Here is a 17216-nt window from a genome sequence, read left to right as displayed (position 1 = left end):
CGGCGCCTCAGTCCGGGCGCGACGAGAGCCAGCGCATGACGGCGAGCCGGGCGATGAGGATGAAGCAGATGGCAAGGCTTGCGAATTTCAGCCGTGTCATCCACGGCAGCAGCTGCGTTGCAAGACCTGCAGACGCACCGTTGCCGAAGGCGATGAGGCTCGAGATGTTCTCGCCGTAGTCGGCGATGCCGTAGATGAACGGCAGCAGGTAGATCGCCTTGCCAACGAGCGGATGCGCCGATCGGCCGAACCATGCACCGCCGGGACCGAGTTTGAGGAAGGCGAGGAACAGCAGCGCCGTCAGCAAGGCCGGAAAGATCAGCTCCGGCCCGAAATACATGGCGCGCAGCAGCCTGGTCGCCGTCTCGTTCTCATCAAGCAGCTTCTGCATGTGGAAGACCGCCGACTCGTCGTAACCGGCGAAATAGGTATCGAGCACCGCCTGGCCAGTTTCATGCTTGAACGGGACGACGAAGCCGAAGGTCGTCCAGGCGAGCACGGCAAGGCAGAGGGCTGCGAGCAGCGCGACGATCCAGAGAGGAATCCCGCTGCCCGCCTTCATGATCAGAGGCCGGCGCCCGGATAGTTCGGGCTCTCGCGGGTGATCGTCACGTCATGGGCGTGGCTTTCGCGAAGACCGGCACCGGAGATGCGCACGAACGTGGCCCGCTCCTGGAAATCCTTGAGATCCTTGCCGCCGACATAACCCATGGCCGCCTTGAGGCCGCCGGCGAGCTGATGGATGACGCCCGAAACCGGCCCCTTGTACGGCACCTGACCTTCGATGCCCTCAGGCACGAGCTTCAGCGTGTCGCGCACCTCGGCCTGGAAGTAACGGTCGGCCGAGCCGCGGGCCATGGCGCCGACGGAGCCCATGCCGCGATAGGCCTTGAAGGAGCGTCCCTGGTAGAGATAGACCTCGCCCGGGCTCTCATCGGTGCCGGCAAGCAGCGAGCCGATCATGACGGCGGAAGCGCCGGCAGCGATCGCCTTGGCAAGATCGCCGGAGAACTTGATACCGCCATCGGCGATGACGGGCACGTCCTGATCATTCGCGGCCTGCACCGCCGACATGATGGCGGCCAACTGCGGCACGCCGACGCCGGCGACGATGCGCGTCGTGCAGATCGAACCCGGACCGATGCCGACCTTGACGGCGTCCGCGCCGGCATCGATCAGCGCCCTGGTGCCGTCATAGGTGGCGACGTTGCCGGCCATGATGCGCACCGAGTTGGAAAGCTTCTTGACGCGGCTGACGGCATCGAGGACGCGCTGCGAGTGGCCATGGGCTGTATCGACGACCAGAAGGTCGACGCCGGCCTCTATCAGACGCTCGGCGCGCTCGAAGCCGTCGTCACCGACGCTGATGGCGGCGGCCGCGCGAAGCCTGCCCTGCGCATCCTTGGAAGCGTTCGGGTTCAGCTGCGACTTCTCGATGTCCTTGACGGTGATGAGACCGACGCAACGGCCTTCGGTATCGACCACCAGCAGCTTCTCGATGCGATGCGAATGCAGCAGGCGCTTGGCCTCCTGCTGATCGACGTTTTCCTTGACGGTGACCAGTTTGTCCTTGGTCATCAGCTCATGGATCTTCTGTTCCTGATCGGTAGCGAAACGGACGTCGCGGTTGGTCAGGATCCCGACGAGGCGGCCGGACTTCTCCACGACAGGGATGCCGGAAATGCTGTAGGACTTCATGAGCCCGAGCGCATCGGCAAGTGTTTCATCCGGGCCGATCGTCACCGGATTGACGACCATGCCGCTTTCAAACTTCTTCACTTGCCGGACCTGCTCGGCCTGCTCGATCGGCGTCAGGTTGCGATGGATGACGCCGAGGCCGCCGGCCTGGGCCATGGCGATCGCCAGGCGGCTCTCAGTGACGGTATCCATGGCGGATGAGATGATCGGGATGTTGAGTTCGAAATCCCGAGCGATACGGGTAGAGATATTCGTCTGGCCGGGCATGACCTCGGAATGTCCCGGCTGCAGCAGCACGTCGTCGAAGGTAAGCGCATCTGCGCCGGTTGCCGTTTCAATGATGCGTGCCATGGCCAAATTCCTTCGTTTAATAAAAATGCGACCCTGTCCGGAAACGAATCGTCCGCCCCGGCGGTCTGCATTAAGTTGCTTGGAAGTTGGCGAGGGCTGGTAACACGTCTATGACAGGAAGGAAATAGCAAAAAGCCCGGCATGTCCGCCAGGCTCGTCATGGGTGCCATGCGCCAGGAGCATTGCGGGAAAAGCGCTCAGCACTTTTCCGTCCGGAATTGCATAAAAACAAGAAGTTAGAGCGGCCCAGCGCTTCCGCGAAAGGCGGAACCGCTCCCGATCAGATGTCGAACTGATAGCTCTTCGGCACGAAGCGATAACCGCCATCCTGCCTTTCGACGAAGCCGACCGCCGGGAAGGGCATGTGGTAGCCAAGGAAGGCGATCTTCTCGCTCGCAATCATCTCGAAGACCTTGCGGCGGGTGGCGGCAGCCTGCGCCTTGTCCATGTCGAAGCGCACCTCCCAATCCGGCCGCAGCAGCGACAGGATATAATGGTTGGCGGTATCGCCGGTGAGCACAAGGCGTTTGCCCTCGGATTCGACGTGGAACACCATATGTCCCGGCGAGTGGCCGGCCGCCAGCACCGCAGTCACACCGGGCGCGACGCTATCACCTTCTTTGATAAAAGTAGTCTTCTCGGCGAACGGTACGACATTGGCGAGCACCGCCTTGTGGCCGCCCTCGGCAGGTGTGCCCTCACGTGCCTTGTCCGACCAGAAATCATATTCCGCCTGGCCGACGACATAGCGAGCATTCTTGAAGGCAGCCGCGCCGTCTTCCATCAGGCCGCCGATATGATCACCGTGCAGATGGGTCAGCGCTACCAGCGTGACGTCGTCGGCCGAATATCCCGCCGCCTTCAAGCCTTCGGTCAGTTGACCGGCGCCACGTGCGCGGCCGGCAGCGCCGAAGCCGGTATCGACGAGGATGACATCCGACCCGGTATCGATGAGAGCCGGCGTATAGCCATTCATGAACTTGTCGGCCGGCAGGAAGTTTGCGGTCAGCAATCCCTTGACGGTTTCGGGGTCCTGATTGGTGCCGAAGGTTTCATAGGGCTTTTCGACAATGCTGGTGCCGTCACGGACGACGGTGAACGTATAGGAACCGAGCTTGAATTGATTGATCTCGGGCAAAAGCGTTCCATCCATATGATTGCGTTCTCCAGTTGCGGCCGCTTCGGCCTTCTCTCGCAAAATGACCGGCGCCCCCAGCAGGCCAAGGCCTGCGGCAAAAAGGGTGCGCCGCTTTATTCCCGACGAAATTGTCATATGTCCATCCTTCATGACGTGCGAAGCGTCGCCGCACGGCCCCCAGTGTCGATTCCGGCCGGATTTCTTGCTCCCGCCAGGTAAACATATGTCAATCTTGACAAGCGACGTTAATGCGCAAGCCGTCTCACGCAGACGTGAAGCAAACGTGTCGTCGACCCGGATTTGGGGATTGGCAGAACCTGCAGCTGGGACTAAACAGCACCGGCCTTTCCAGCTCCATTCCGCGCCCATCAAGGCTCCCGCCTATGAATCGCATCGTCCCGCTGATCCTTGCCGTCGCCCTCTTCATGGAACAGATGGACTCGACTGTCATTGCGACGGCGCTGCCGGCGATCGCGGCGGATCTCAATGTCGGGCCGATCACGCTGAAGCTGGCGTTGACCTCCTACATGGTGGCGCTGGCGGTGTTCATCCCGGTCAGCGGCTGGATGGCCGACAGGTTCGGCGCCAAGAAAATCTTCCGCCTTGCCATCTCGGTCTTCGTCATCGGCTCGATCTTCTGCGCAATTTCGTCCAACCTCGTCGAATTCGTGTTTGCCCGCTTCCTGCAGGGCATGGGCGGCGCGATGATGACGCCGGTCGGCCGCCTCGTGCTGGTGCGCACGACGCAGCGTAGCGATCTTGTCTCGGCCATGGCGCTGCTCACCATACCCGCACTTGTCGGCCCGCTCACCGGACCGCCGCTCGGCGGTTTCATCACCACCTATTTCAGCTGGCACTGGATCTTCCTGATCAACGTGCCAGTCGGCATCATCGGCATCTGGCTTGCGACGATCTTCCTGCCGGAGGTGGAAGCGACGGCGCCGCCGCGGCTCGATTTCACCGGTTTCGTGCTGACTTCGCTATCGGCTGCGGGCGTCGTCTTCGGCCTGTCGGTGGTCAGTCTGCCGGCCCTGCCCCCGATCATCGGCGTCACCGCCACCTTGATCGGCCTCATCTGCGGCGTCCTCTACGTGCGCCATGCCAAGCGTCATCCGGCGCCGATCCTCAATCTCAACCTGTTCAAGAACCCGACGTTTCGGGCCTCCACCTTGGGCGGCATGCTCTTTCGCATTTGCGTCGGCGCCATGCCATTCCTGACGCCGCTGATGCTGCAGCTCGGCTTCGGGCTGACGCCGTTCCAATCCGGCCTCATCACCTTTGCAGGCGCGATCGGGGCGATCACCACCAAGTTCATGGCGAAGCGCGTCTTCGCCGCCGCCGGCTTCCGCACAACGCTTCTCGGCGCCGCCATGGTAACGACCCTGGTGACTGTCGTCACCGGCCTGTTCACGCCGTCGACGCCGCATCTCGTCATCATCGGCGTGCTGCTGCTCGGCGGCTTCTCCCGCTCCTTCATGTTCACCGGGGTGAATGCGCTTGCCTTCGCCGACATCGATGATGCCGAAGCTAGCCAGGCGACATCGATGAGCTCGGTGATGCAGCAGGTCAGCCTGGCGCTCGGTGTTGCGGTCGCCGCCGCGATCCTGGAGAGCTCGATCTATTTCCGCGGCGAAGCGCTGCAGGTGGCCGATTTCCACCTTGCCTTCTACATCATCGCCGGACTGACGGTCATTGCGACCATTCCCTTCATCCGAATGGACCGCAATGCCGGCGCACTCGTTTCCGGCCACCGCTTGAAGACGATGACGGCCGCAACTGTTGAAGCCGAACAGCACGCGGTGAAATAAAGCATGTCGCGCAAAAGTGTGCAGCAGTTTTGCGGGAACGACATGCGTGGAAACAAGACCTAAAGCGCGAGGAGCGAAGGCACCGCTACTGCGGGTTTTCGCAGACCGCAGAGAGCTTGTTACCGTCGAGATCACGCACATAGGCGGCATAGAATTGGGCATGGTAGGAGCGCAGGCCGGGCTCGCCCTCATCCACGGCGCCTGCCGCGATTGCCGCCGCATGGAAGGCATCGACATCAGCCCGCGTTTCGGCTGCAAGCGCCACCATGGCGCCATTGCCTGAGGTTGCCCGGCGGTGATTGAACGGCGTCACCACCCAGAAGCGGCAGCGCGTATCGCCCTCGGCGGAATAGCCGATTTCCTCTTCGGAAGAGCGCTGACGGCGATAGCCGAGGGGAGACAGCACGGCATCATAAAAATGCCCTGCGCGATAAAGGTCGTTGGTTCCGAGCGTGACGTAAAGAAGCATGGGATCAGCGGTTCAAATCCTGACAGCGCGGTGCGCCCTTCAGACACGCAAAGGACGCGGCAACGCTTTCCATTGCTGCATATCTTATCCTTAAATCGATACCGTTTTAAGGAGTTATGCAGTTGATCGCCATCATCCGTCGGGACCGGCCCGAAGATCAAGCTTCCTCTGCGTTGCCTTCGGCCTTGCGTCCCTTGAACCCCTTGGCCAGCAGGAACATCTCGACTGATTCGGCGCGCGACGAGTTCGGTTTGACATGGACGACCTGGCGGAAATTCTGCTTGAGCATGGCGAGCAGCTCACGCTCGGTGCCGCCCTGAAAGGTCTTGGTCAGGAAGTGCCCGCCCTCCCCCAGGACTTCGACGGCGAAATGGGCCGCGACTTCGCACAGATGCATGGTGCGCAGATGGTCGGTGCGGTGGTGGCCGGTGGTGGGCGCCGCCATGTCGGAGATGACGAGATCAGGCGTGCCCCCGACGGCCTCCAACAGCTTTTCCGGCGCTGTCGGATCGAGGAAATCGAGCTGCAGGATCTTGACCCCCGGCAGCTGGGTCATTTCGAGGAAATCGATCGCAGCCACACGAATATCATCATCCGTCGAGCCGGTGACCTTGGCGGCGATCTGCGACCAGCTGCCGGGAGCGGCCCCCAGATCGATGATGCGCCTGGCGCCGCGCAGGATGTGATGTTTCTCGTCGATCTCCAGCAGCTTGAAGGCGGCCCGGGCGCGATAGCCTTCAAGCTGGGCGCGTTGCACATAGGGATCGTTGATGTGGCGCTCCAGCCATTGGCGGGAGGAGGCCTTCATCTTCTTGTTCTTGACGCGCTGGCCGAGCTTGCGGCCGGTGCGGTTTCCCGCGATCGGTGCCTTGGTCATGCCTATTCCTTATCTCACGATCTCACGCGCTGGCCGCGGCGGTTACGATTGCGCCGCCACACGCCGTCATCGGCCATCATGTCGGTGAGCAGACCTTCCCTCAAGCCGCGATCGGCAACCCGCATGCGCGGGCTCGGCCAACGGCGGCGGATCGCCTCGAGAATGGCGCAGCCGGCGAGCACCAGATCGGCCCGATCGGGCCCAATGCAGGGATTGGCGGCGCGGCTTGCGAAATCCCAGGAGAGCAGCTTTGCCTGCATGGCGGAGACCTCGTCGTCGGACAGCCAGATGCCATCGACCTTGCGCCGGTCATAACGCGGCAGGTCGAGATGCACGCCGGCAAGCGTTGTCACCGTGCCCGATGTGCCGATCAGGTGAAAGTCGCCGGTCTGGGCGACCTCGATCTCCGGGCAATCGAAGCTTCCAAGCATGCCTTCGACTTCACGCACCATGCCTTCGAAGGCCTCCGGCGTGACGTCGTGCCCGCCATGGCGCTCCGACAGGGTCACGACGCCGACCGGCAACGAGGTCCAGTGGGTGATGTGATTGGCAAGGCGGCTGAAGCGATTGTCGCCGATGCGGATGACGGCAATCTCCGACGAGCCGCCGCCGATATCGAAGAGCACGACGGAGCGCGTCTCGCGACCGACCAGCGAGGAGCAGCCGGAGACGGCAAGCCGCGCCTCTGTCTCGCGATCGATGATCTCAAGCGCGAGGCCGGTTTCGGCAACGACCCGGCTGAGGAATTCCTCGCCATTGACGGCCTGGCGGCAGGCTTCGGTGGCGATCAGCCGCATGCGGCGGATCTCCCGGTTCCTGAGCTTGGAGGCGCAGATCCTCAGCGCCTCGATCGCCCTCTCCATCGCCTCATCGGACAGACGGCCGCTGGCCGCAAGACCTTCGCCGAGGCGCACGATGCGGGAAAAGGCGTCGACGACGCGAAATTGTCCCGGACGAGTCGGCTGGGCAATGAGGAGACGGCAATTGTTGGTGCCGAGATCGAGGGCAGCATAGAGCTCCTCCGGCCACACATGTTCGCCGGCCTGACGATCCCCCTGATGCCCGGGATGGGCATGGCTTTCCTGGCGACCCCTGCGGTTGGCGCTCGCGCCATTCAGTGTTTCACGCAGTTCGCCACCGAGCGCCGTCTCTTCCGCGCGGCGTTCCTGCTGCGGGGCACCTGATGGTTTTGCCGGTGTTAGCGGCCGGCCCTGCAGACCGCGCTTGCCGCGATGCTTGCGGCGGTTGCGACGGCTCGGCGCCGAATCGCCATCGGAGCGGGCGGCATGATCTGCCGCTCCGGCCTGTTCCATCATATGAGGTTGAGGTGAACCATCCTGCACAGCACCATGGCCGCCACGACGGCGACGCTTGCGCTTGCGGGCCGGATTGCCGGCTGCATCTTCCATCGGGCGCGCAGGCTGTCCGGCACCGCCGGAAGGCTCATGCGAAGCGGGATGAGCACCGTTGCGGGATTGCCCGCCACGTTTGCCCTTGCGGCGCCTGGACTTCTTGCCGTCCTTGCGCCCTGCCGCCGACGCCCCGTCAAATTGCAGCTTTGCGCCGCCTTCGGGGTCTTCCACGTTGTTTTTCCATCGCGCCGCGCAAGTCTTGAGATATGCAGCAGGCGCTCATTCGATTTTTGCGTTGCGGCAAGAATATCAGCGCCCGCCGAAATCGCCAAATTCTTTTTTGGACAGGGGATTTGCAGCGGTTTCACCTTTCCGCGGCAGCACCGATTTTTTTCAAATCGGGTATTTGCAATCCCCCGGCTTTTGGTTATAAGCGCCGCACACCAGCCGACCGCCCGCCGGTTCGCTTATGCTGGGGAATAGTTCAATGGTAGAACGACGGACTCTGACTCCGTTAATCTTGGTTCGAATCCAGGTTCCCCAGCCAATCTTCCGAAGACGAATGTAATTCTTTAACCGACCAGAGGTCGGTGAGTGATTTCGTGCTATATCATTCGCAACCTAATTCGCTTCGAACACGGAGGAATGAGTGGGGACGCGTACGAACGAGCCGACAGTTTGGGCTATCGATTGGCGCATTCTCGGTATTCAGTGGAAAAGATGCCGACCCTTGTTAGGCACCGTGAGTTGCTGGCCGAAGGCCACCGTATTGCGCTGCTTTGTCTTCCGTTCCGAATAGGCTTTCGGTTCTCGCACATCGCCTGCAGCTACGCTCTGCGCTGCGCAGGCTTGCGTACGTCTCGTGACCGCCCGAGCTGATCACCGCTGCCGCCGTCTCATCGATTAACTTCAATTAGGTCTGCAACGTCTGCGACGTACACTTCAATCGCCGCGCATTCCAGCCACCTCGATCGAGCTGGAAGGCGTAAGTTGTGACGTGAGTATCACTTGCCAACACTGCCCCGCGCTGAAACCAAGTAGCTTGGAGATCCGACAATCAGGCGGCAAATCAGCGGATGAGACGAGTTTGAACGTCGCGATCGAGCCATACCGCTGGCCGAGAAGTGTCTTGACGCTAAGTATGATTTTCTATCCAACATGAGGTGTTTGGGACGCCAACACGGACGCGTATGGAAATCGGTTTTGTTGCGGTCGCGGGTATAGCTGGCTTTGTCGTCGGAAGCGGGCAAGGCAGTTTGGTTGACGGGCTCGTCACGGCCGTAGCAGCCATGGCTGTGGTATTCATATTTGTCACCCTCACCTGAAGCCCATCCCACCCTCAGCATGAAGTGACTTTAGTGGCGTTCCACAATATCTCGAGGACGCTGTCGGGGAATGCCGCTGGATGATCCAATCAGTGATATAACGTTCGACTGTGGCCGTGCCCTTGCAAAATCGTTCCGCAGCATTGACGGCTTGGCCTTCATGCACATCTGTCCGATCGACATCTCGGCGCCCAGCCTGAAGCTTCTGCAGCGCGATTCGCGCCAAAACTGAACATCGTCAACGCGCTTTTAACGGCTGAGCACGGGGAGGTGCCGTTCAGGATGCCGAAGCTCTCTCGCTGGGACGCTTCCTCGACTGGGATTGATCGCGATTTTCATAATTCTCGCCGGAACGCCTCATCTATTGGCATCTCACGCCGCTCGTCGGTCTTAAACAAACTGATGCCAGGGTGCTTTGCGGGCAGCTCTCGAGCTTGTTTTTGGTTTTGTTACAACATAATATTGCAGCGAACTGCACTGACAGGAAAACTAGATGCGAAATGTTCGAAAGGTTTGCGTATGAACGCGCAGCCGCATCTAGAATTCGCCTGACGCAGATGTAGAGGATGTCATCGCTACCGCTCACTCACGTTATGCACCACACGGAAATAATATCACTGCACCGGCGCGACTTACGCGCGCTCAGGCGTCAGATCAGGAAAGAGTGTGGAAGCGTAATGGGGACCAGTGCGACAAGTGAAGCGATTTTGCCGTCTTCTAGCAGACCGTACGCCGGAGCGAGGATCCCGATATGCATTGTAAGAGCATTGAGACTTATTTTTGTGGAGTGCTACAGCCAAGATAATTTCGCTACGAAAGATGCCCGCCGCCGATGAAATCCAACCTCGACCACCTGCCCGAACGCAAACAGCGCGAGCTTGCCCGCGTTGTCGATATCCTGCATGAGGAATTTCAGGATGCACTCAAGGACAGCTCAGCGGAGTTCAAGAAAATGGGGCGGATCCTCAAGGTCATCTTGTTTGGATCATATGCTCGCGGTGACTGGGTTGACGAGCCGCACACGCTCAAGGGCTATCGTTCTGATTATGATCTGCTGGTAATCGTCAACAACAGGAAGCTGTCTGACTTCGCCACGTATTGGTATAAGGCGGCGGACCGCTTTCTCCACGATCCCGGCATCAAAACGCCGGTTAGCCTCATTGTTCACTCGCGGCGCGAGGTCAACACGGCGCTTCACGAGGGACAATACTTCTTCTCAGACATCCGCCGCGAGGGGATCGTTCTTTATGAACTCGATGATGAACCGCTGCCCGAACCGAAGCCACGCTCTAAGGCCGAGGAGTACCTAATCGCCAAGGAGCATTTTGAAGAGAGATTTCCATTCTCAACTGACTTGTTGGATGGATTCACGTTATACGTTGAAAGGCGGCGCTACAAACACGCAGCCTTTTTCCTCCATCAAGTTATTGAGCATGCTTACTCGGCTGCACTTTTGACGTTATCCAATTATAGCCCCGCCTCCCATAATCTGACTTTCCTGCGTAAGTTGGCGGAGGGCCGTGATCGTCGCCTCGTGGATGCCTGGCCGCGTGACCAGCAACGCTATCGCGCCTGGTTCAATACGATCAATGAAGCATACGTAAAGGCGCGTTATTCGAATCACTATGAAGTCAGCGAAGAGGCGTTGATCTGGCTCGGAGAACAGACAGCCGAACTGCATGTGCTGGTCAAAATTGTATGCAAGGAACATCTCACGAGACTTCGAACAGACGCTACAGATTATTGAACCTGCCGTTGTATTTCGAAGGTGACGCGCTCGTTTCGCTTCTTCAATGGTTTTAGAGATCGACGCCGCGGTTGGCGGTGCGCTGGCGCCGCTCCGAGATAATCCTGTCGCTGCTTTCAATACGAACGGCCTGCTGCAGGATTTTCAGCCTGTCCTGCATCGCCTCGAAGGCCGTGCGATGTGGCGGTGGAACACGGTTGATGCGATCCTTCGCTTGGCGGAGGATCGCATCACGACCAAAGCGCTCGTCGAGCGCCCTGCTGACAGCGGCAAATTCCTGGCGAATATTTGGATCGAGAAAAAAGGCCGATGCGTTCAGCTTGCGAGCGTTGCTCTTCGACTCGGCAGCTAGCCGCGTGAGTACCTCTTCCGCCGCCTTCGAGAGGCCGGGAATGGCGACTGCCATGCGCCGTCGTTCTTCGGCAATAGCCTGGCGTTCGGCATTGAGCACATTGACGTAGGCCGAACCGAGTGACCGCAGGCGAGCGGCGACTTCAGGCGTGGCCTGCACTGCCGCCTTCCGCTCCCGGCCAGAAGCCAGCATCCGGTCCATGAGGCGATTGGAGCCGCGGAGCGCACCATAGGCGGCCGGATCGTTGGTCACAGCCGCGGCGATGCGCTCGGCAGCAAAACCTTTCTGGAGCAGCTCTTCGATCTTGCCGACGGCGCCGGCCGGATCGCGCCAGATCGCGCTTGCCACGGCCGCCAGCGCTACGCGCTGCTGGCGATACAGCGGCGTGGCGAGAGCGCGCGATCTCGCCTCCTCGTCGATCGGGGTCTTGAATTCGGTGACTGCGGCGAGCATGGGGACATTCTCCCTCTCGGGATCGGCATTGGCGCCGGCAACAATCTTCGAACGATCCCGCCGCTCGACGAGATGCTGCTCGTCGGCAAAATGCTTCACGGCTTCAAACAGCCGGGTCAACTTCTCGCCTCTCATGCCTGTGAGGTCTTCCGGCATACGCTCGACCATGTTGCGTTCGGCAACTGCATCGGCTTTGGATGTGAAGGCGCTCCAGCCGAAGCGTTCCGTCAGCGCCTCGCTGATCGCCTTGACCTCCTGCACGAGCGAGCGGTCTTCGGTGGCAAGCGCAAAGGCGGTCTTGTAGGCGTCGTCACCACCCCTTTCTCGCACTGCTTCGATCTCTACGAGACGCGCCATCACCTGCCTGGAAAGAGCCGGGATCGGCAATGACATGTGAGCGCGGCGCTGTTGCTCACGGACACCAAACCGTTCAGCATTCCTGCGGAACTCCGTCGCATGGGCGCGGGCCAACGGTATCAGTTCCGTCAATGCCGCGGTCGCGATGCTGCGCTCGTCGCGTGCCGCACGGCCGTCGACGATCAGATCGGAACCACGCAGGCGGCCGAGCCGATCCGGCGCTGCGGCAAGATCGTCGGCAAGCCTGCGGGGTTCGATCTTCACATCCGATGCCATGGCGTTCAGGGCGACAAGTGCTGCATCCGGGTCACGATAGATCTTCTCCAACAGCGGCCGCAGGATGGCTTCCCGTTCCTTCCACGCCAGCGAAGAAAGCTGAGCCAGGCGCGCATCTTCCTCCGCGCTTCTGGCGAATTCCGTGGTGGGTGCGATCAGATACCGCACACCGCCAGCATCTGCATCCGAGACAGTTTGCGTTTCAATTCGCGCCTCATTGTACGAAACACGCCGTTCCCGCTCGATCGCAAATCCGAGCGCAACGCTGGCCCGCTCCCAGAGCTCAGCCACCTGCTCGCGCTTCTCGGCAATCCACGCCAACCGGCGGGAGACGCCTTCCTCCATGCCGGCCGCAGTTTGAGAAAGAGTGTCGATCCCACGACGCCGGGCGAAATCGTCGGCATGAGCCTGGTAGCTGGCCTCGCTCTCGAAATCGAGTGTCGTCGTCTTGGCACCGGAGCGCGACAGGCGCAGGACCAACTGCTTGAACACATGCGGCCGATGGCTTTCCTGCTCGATGCGTTCCAGGCGGGCTTCGGCGGTTTCGATGCGTTTGGCGGTCCAGACATTGCGGTCGACCTCACGTTCCTCGTAACGCTTCTGCCCGGTTTGTTCATCGACGACCGGAACCTGAACCTTGACCTTCTCGACACCGTCCTTGCGCAGGGTCACCGAGTCGCCTTCTGAGACACCACCTTCTTCGAGCGCCTTCGGCAAGCTCACACCCCAGAGACGATGGACGGTTCCGTCATCCGTTCTGACGTCGGCATAAGGACTGTCGTCGGCATCCTCGTCATTCGGCCGGAACTTGGCTTGTCCGCTTTCCACGAGCTCACCGGTCACGCCGGCGGCATGATCGGCACGCTGCTTTCGTCCCCATTCCGGCTTCGCTTCAAAGTCTTCCTTCGCGGCATAGAGGTCTGCGCGGCCGCGATGCCGGGTCATCGACACATAGGTCAGGTGCTGGTCCATCATGCCGGTGGCGAGCACGAAGGTTCGCTCGACGGTGGCACCTTGTGATTTGTGGATGGTCGCGGCGTAGCCATGATCGACATTGCGATAGCTGTCCTCACTGATGACGACATCGCGGCCATTGTCGAGACGGACCGACAGCAGTGTGTCGCCACGTTTGTCGCCGGTGGAAACGACCGTGCCGAGCATGCCGTTCTTCACATATTGCGGGCCGAGACGGGGAGCACGTGGCTCAAGGAAACGGGCATTCTCCAGGAAGATGATGCGGTCGCCGGCGGCGAATTCCCGCGCTCCGCGTTCGGTCCGGAAAGAGCGGTTCTCACCCAGCGCGCCCGCGTCCGATATCACCGATCGCAGTGCCTCGTTCAGACGCTTCACGTCTTGATTTGTGTGGGCGAGTACCAGCAGCTCATCGCCGCGAAGACGGCCACCATTGACTTTGAGGACCGACGTCTCGATCGCCTGTCGGCGCGCTTCGCTCCAATCGCCAACAATCCGCCCGATGACTTCGTCCCGTGTCCCAGCCTCGATGAGATGGCCCTGCTGCGCATAGACGTCGAGACCTTTCTCGATCTCGCCACGAGCAAAGAGCCGCGACGCCTCGCGCGCCCATTGCTGGCGCTGCCGTCGTACGCCGGCGAGTTCGGCAAAACCGATCCGCTCGGTGATCGCCCGGAACGCCGCACCCGCCTGGATCGGCTGCAGTTGCATCGCATCGCCGACCAGAACGACTTTGGTGCCTGCATCTTCAGCAATCTTCAACACACGCGCCATCTGCTGCGACGACACCATTCCGGCCTCGTCGACGACAAGCACATCACCACGACGGAGCGTCTCGTGTCCATTGGCCCATATAAGTTCCCAGGCGGCGAGCGTTCGCGACCTGATGCCGGAACTGTCTTCCAGCCCCTCAGCGGCCTTGCCCGCAAGGGCCGCGCCGATCACCCGGCGACCTTCGCCTTCCCAGGCGACACGTGCCGCGGCAAGCAGGGTCGACTTGCCGGCACCGGCAAGGCCGACCACCGCAGCAATGCCGCTGTCACCGGTGATATGACTGATGGCATTGATCTGTTCCGCATCGAGCTTGAAGGGTTTGTCGAGATCGCCAGCTTCGACGCTTTTGACGGCGGCCGCGATATACCGTGACGGAACGGCAAAACCTTTGTGCTCTGACAACACCTGTGCCGACCGCGCCATGTCATACTCGATGCGCAGTATCTCGCGCGTGGTGAAGACAGCGGGTTCCGACGCATTACCCGTTTCAGGATCGACCTCCTGCGGCTTCAACATGACCAGGTCGTCCGACGCCATCAGCCGCGCGCGGATATTAGCGAAGTCCGAAGGATCGTCGACATATCGATGCAGAGCCTTGGCAATATCGCGCTCATCGAAGGTGGAGCGTTCATTCCCGAGCCGCTTCAACAGAAACTCCGGTTCGGAGAGCAGCCGATCGACCACCCCTTGCCGCCGGGCAAGACCGGCCGACGCGTAATAAGGTTGCCTGCCCCTGCGGGAGTGTGCTGCCTTCTCCGGACCGAGATGTCTTTGCGCGATGCCATCGAGACCCTGCTCGGCATAGGAGCGGCCATCGAGCCGGATCTCGTGGCCGGCAAACGCCAGGTGCCGGTTGGCCGTGTCCGCCCAGGCGATCTTCCAGCCCTTCATGGTTTCCTTGTCGCCGGCCCAGGCCTTGCTAACGATCCTGCCCTTCGGCCGGTCGAGCGTGACCACGCGCAGCGGCTTACCGCCTTCGTCGAGCACTTGAACCGTCTTCGCGCCGAAGCCCTCCTCCTTCAAGGGCCTCAATGTCATCATCAAATGGATGTGTGGGTTGTCGTCCTTGTCGTGATAGACCCAGTCCGCAACCATCCCCCTCGAGGTCAGGTTGTCATGGACGAATTCGCGCACCAGCGCGATGTTTTCGGCTTGCGTCAACTCCTCTGGCAGCGCGATGATCAGTTCGCGGGCGAGCTGCGCGTCCGGCCGTTTTTCGAACGCCTCCACGGCATTCCACAGCGCCTCGCTCGCCGCTGCAACGGTGCGGCAATCGATTGCCGTGCGCAGCCATTCCGGTACCTGCGTCGGCAAAGCCAGCTCCTCATGCACCAGTTCGGCCCTCCCGCCTCGGTAGCTGAAGGACGTGCCGGCCTGTTCGTCCATCATCCGGGCGCGATGGCGATAGGCCGCGGCCGGGACAATCCTCCGTCCAGCCCCCCTACTGATCACCCGTGCTTTGACGAACATAATCGCCATTGACGTCTCCAACTCTTGGGGCACAAAGCGACGGCGGCTTGCTTTTCTCCATCAATGGCGTGACGCGGGCCGAATGCCACCTTTCCAGAAGCGACTGCCATCCAGATCGTGAACTGTGAGAACGGAAACGCCGCACCTCGCAAAGAAATTTCCGTTGTCAAGTGCCGCGATAGCTCGCTCTTCGAAGGGCGGGAATACGGCAACGCAGTGGCCCGCCGGAATTCTGAAGGCATAAAACAAAATGTGACTCCCACCGATGGTCCGAATTTTGATGTTTTAAAAAAATCAGTTTAATACATTTTATAAGACTCACATTTACAAAATTGACGCCAGATATCTTTGTTTTTCCTGCGCCTTCTCGTTATTCTATTCGATCGATTCGGTCACCGGATCGCATTATAGAGACTTATACACGATAGTCAAATTGTAGAGCAAACACGATCGAGGTAGTGGTCAGCCACTCGCTCTCTGGACTCATCTCTAAGAAGTTTGACCTTGCGCCGTTGAAATAATCCATTTTGAAGTAAGCTCTGGCCCATTGAGAGGACCAGAGGATGAAGCGCAATCGTTTCACAGACGAACAGATCATCGGCATATTGAAGGAGCACGAGGCAGGCACGCCGGTCTCGGAGCTTTGCCGCAAGCATGGCGTCAGCGATGCTAGCATCTATAAATGGAAGGCCAAATTCGGCGGCATGGAGGTATCCGAAGCCAAGCGACTGAAGACGCTGGAGGACGAGAACACGAAGCTGAAGCGGCTTCTGGCAGATGCCATGCTCGACAATGCCGCTTTGAAAGACCTTTTGGGAAAGAAGTGGTGACGCCCGCGGCCAAGCGGAAAGCTGTCGCGCATCTGATGAGCCATCATGAGATGAGCGAACGGCGGGCGTGTAAAACCATTGGTTTTTGCCGAATGACGGTCCGTTACGAGACCAGGCGCGACGATGATCATGAGCTTCGCGAGCGAATGAAGGCGTTGGCGCATGAACGTCGCCGCTTCGGATATCGACGCATTCATGTGCTGCTCCGGCGGGAGGGTCACCTCGTGAACCACAAGAGGCTCTTCCGGCTCTATCGGGAGGAGAAACTGACGGTGCGCAAGCGCGGTGGTCGCAAGCGAGCGATAGGCACGCGAGCGCCGATGCTGGTGCCGATGGTGGCCAATGATCGTTGGTCGCTGGACTTCGTGTCGGATCAGTTCACCGATGGGCGCAGGTTGCGGATTCTGACCGTCGTCGATGATTGCACGAGGGAGTGCCTGGCGCTCGTCGCCGATACATCGCTTTCCGGTCTTCGCGTCGCACGGGAGCTTGACCGGATTATCGAGGAGCGCGGCAAGCCGAGGATGATCGTCAGTGACAACGGCAGAGTTCACCAGCAACGCGATCCTGCAATGGGCGGACCGGACCAAGGTTGACTGGCATTACATTGCGCCTGGCATGCCTATCCAGAACGCTTTTATCGAAAGTTTCAACGGGCGGCTGCGAGACGAGTTCTTGAATGAAACTCTCTGTTCTCGTCGCTTGCTCACGCCCGGTCTGCGCTTTCAAACTGGCGTAGCGACTACAACGATCAACGCCCGCATTCAGGCCTTGGCTGGCTGACACCGGCCGAATTCGCTCAGACACTCAACCCGCGACGTGATGCGGTGCTGCGCAGCCGAAATGGCTCCGCACCGCAACCCGCCGCGAACCAACAACAGCAACCAAAAACCGCTGGAGCGAACTCAAAACTGGATAAAACTTGGGGGCAAGGTCAAACTGGATAAAACTTGGGGGCAAGGTCACC

10 protein-coding genes, 1 tRNA gene and 1 pseudogene are annotated in these 17216 nt (G+C 60.3%); 5 read left to right on the top strand and 7 right to left on the bottom strand.

Annotated elements, in window-relative coordinates; all coding sequences use genetic code 11:
- Positions 1 to 7 precede the first annotated feature (7 nt).
- From AC2444_RS02345 to AC2444_RS02335, 3 genes are all read right to left on the bottom strand, one after another.
- On the bottom strand, positions 8 to 562 hold the full coding sequence (locus tag AC2444_RS02345) for a hypothetical protein (protein ID WP_012756171.1): 555 nt from the start codon (positions 560 to 562) through the stop codon (positions 8 to 10).
- 2 nt (positions 563 to 564) lie between these two features.
- A complete protein-coding gene (gene guaB, locus AC2444_RS02340) occupies positions 565 to 2049 on the bottom strand; it encodes an IMP dehydrogenase (protein WP_012756170.1) in 1485 nt (494 codons plus the stop codon).
- Positions 2050 to 2329: 280 nt separating this feature from the next.
- Positions 2330 to 3322 carry an MBL fold metallo-hydrolase gene (locus AC2444_RS02335; RefSeq protein ID WP_012756169.1) on the bottom strand — a complete coding sequence of 331 codons (993 nt, stop codon included), beginning with the start codon at positions 3320 to 3322 and terminating at the stop codon, positions 2330 to 2332.
- Between the two features lie 248 nt (positions 3323 to 3570).
- On the opposite strand from AC2444_RS02335, the gene AC2444_RS02330 reads away from it, so the two are divergent.
- Positions 3571 to 4995, top strand: coding sequence for a DHA2 family efflux MFS transporter permease subunit (locus AC2444_RS02330; protein ID WP_128449653.1), 1425 nt, complete (start codon positions 3571 to 3573; stop codon positions 4993 to 4995).
- 85 nt (positions 4996 to 5080) lie between these two features.
- Here AC2444_RS02330 and AC2444_RS02325 read toward each other — a convergent pair whose 3' ends face one another.
- The 3 genes from AC2444_RS02325 to AC2444_RS02315 form a co-directional block, all read right to left on the bottom strand.
- Positions 5081 to 5464, bottom strand: coding sequence for a VOC family protein (locus AC2444_RS02325; RefSeq protein WP_012756167.1), 384 nt, complete (start codon positions 5462 to 5464; stop codon positions 5081 to 5083).
- Between the two features lie 157 nt (positions 5465 to 5621).
- Positions 5622 to 6341 (bottom strand): RlmE family RNA methyltransferase, encoded by a 720-nt coding sequence (locus tag AC2444_RS02320; RefSeq protein ID WP_012756166.1) that lies wholly within the window; start codon positions 6339 to 6341, stop codon positions 5622 to 5624.
- A 14-nt stretch (positions 6342 to 6355) separates the two neighbouring features.
- A complete protein-coding gene (locus tag AC2444_RS02315; protein WP_041935463.1) occupies positions 6356 to 7924 on the bottom strand; it encodes a Ppx/GppA phosphatase family protein in 1569 nt (522 codons plus the stop codon).
- 242 nt (positions 7925 to 8166) lie between these two features.
- Here AC2444_RS02315 and AC2444_RS02310 point away from each other — a divergent pair.
- From AC2444_RS02310 to AC2444_RS02300, 3 genes are all read left to right on the top strand, one after another.
- Positions 8167 to 8240 (top strand) — tRNA-Gln (locus tag AC2444_RS02310).
- Between the two features lie 848 nt (positions 8241 to 9088).
- Positions 9089 to 9250 carry a hypothetical protein gene (locus AC2444_RS02305; RefSeq protein ID WP_012756162.1) on the top strand — a complete coding sequence of 54 codons (162 nt, stop codon included), beginning with the start codon at positions 9089 to 9091 and terminating at the stop codon, positions 9248 to 9250.
- A 600-nt stretch (positions 9251 to 9850) separates the two neighbouring features.
- Positions 9851 to 10765 (top strand): nucleotidyltransferase and HEPN domain-containing protein, encoded by a 915-nt coding sequence (locus AC2444_RS02300; protein WP_012756161.1) that lies wholly within the window; start codon positions 9851 to 9853, stop codon positions 10763 to 10765.
- 52 nt (positions 10766 to 10817) lie between these two features.
- Here the strand turns inward: AC2444_RS02300 and traA are convergent, their stop codons facing one another.
- Positions 10818 to 15428, bottom strand: a complete 4611-nt coding sequence (traA, locus tag AC2444_RS02295; protein ID WP_128449654.1) for a Ti-type conjugative transfer relaxase TraA — start codon at positions 15426 to 15428, stop codon at positions 10818 to 10820.
- Positions 15429 to 15982: 554 nt separating this feature from the next.
- Between traA and AC2444_RS02290 the strand changes: the two are divergent.
- Positions 15983 to 17168: pseudogene (locus AC2444_RS02290) on the top strand (IS3 family transposase).
- Positions 17169 to 17216: the final 48 nt, after the last annotated feature.

This window comes from Rhizobium sp. WSM1328 (assembly GCF_057653715.1).
Note: the sequence above shows the minus strand (reverse complement) of the source record. Positions and strands in the feature narration are given on the sequence as shown.

Excerpts from the sequence above, each read along its gene's own strand:
- traA (WP_128449654.1), bottom strand. The coding sequence starts at position 15,428 with ATGGCGATTATGTTCGTCAAAGCACGGGTGATCAGTAGGGGGGCTGGA.
- guaB (WP_012756170.1), bottom strand. The coding sequence starts at position 2,049 with ATGGCACGCATCATTGAAACGGCAACCGGCGCAGATGCGCTTACCTTC.
- AC2444_RS02300 (WP_012756161.1), top strand. The coding sequence starts at position 9,851 with ATGAAATCCAACCTCGACCACCTGCCCGAACGCAAACAGCGCGAGCTT.
- AC2444_RS02325 (WP_012756167.1), bottom strand. The coding sequence starts at position 5,464 with ATGCTTCTTTACGTCACGCTCGGAACCAACGACCTTTATCGCGCAGGG.
- AC2444_RS02330 (WP_128449653.1), top strand. The coding sequence starts at position 3,571 with ATGAATCGCATCGTCCCGCTGATCCTTGCCGTCGCCCTCTTCATGGAA.
- AC2444_RS02305 (WP_012756162.1), top strand. The coding sequence starts at position 9,089 with ATGCCGCTGGATGATCCAATCAGTGATATAACGTTCGACTGTGGCCGT.
- AC2444_RS02320 (WP_012756166.1), bottom strand. The coding sequence starts at position 6,341 with ATGACCAAGGCACCGATCGCGGGAAACCGCACCGGCCGCAAGCTCGGC.
- AC2444_RS02335 (WP_012756169.1), bottom strand. The coding sequence starts at position 3,322 with ATGACAATTTCGTCGGGAATAAAGCGGCGCACCCTTTTTGCCGCAGGC.
- AC2444_RS02345 (WP_012756171.1), bottom strand. The coding sequence starts at position 562 with ATGAAGGCGGGCAGCGGGATTCCTCTCTGGATCGTCGCGCTGCTCGCA.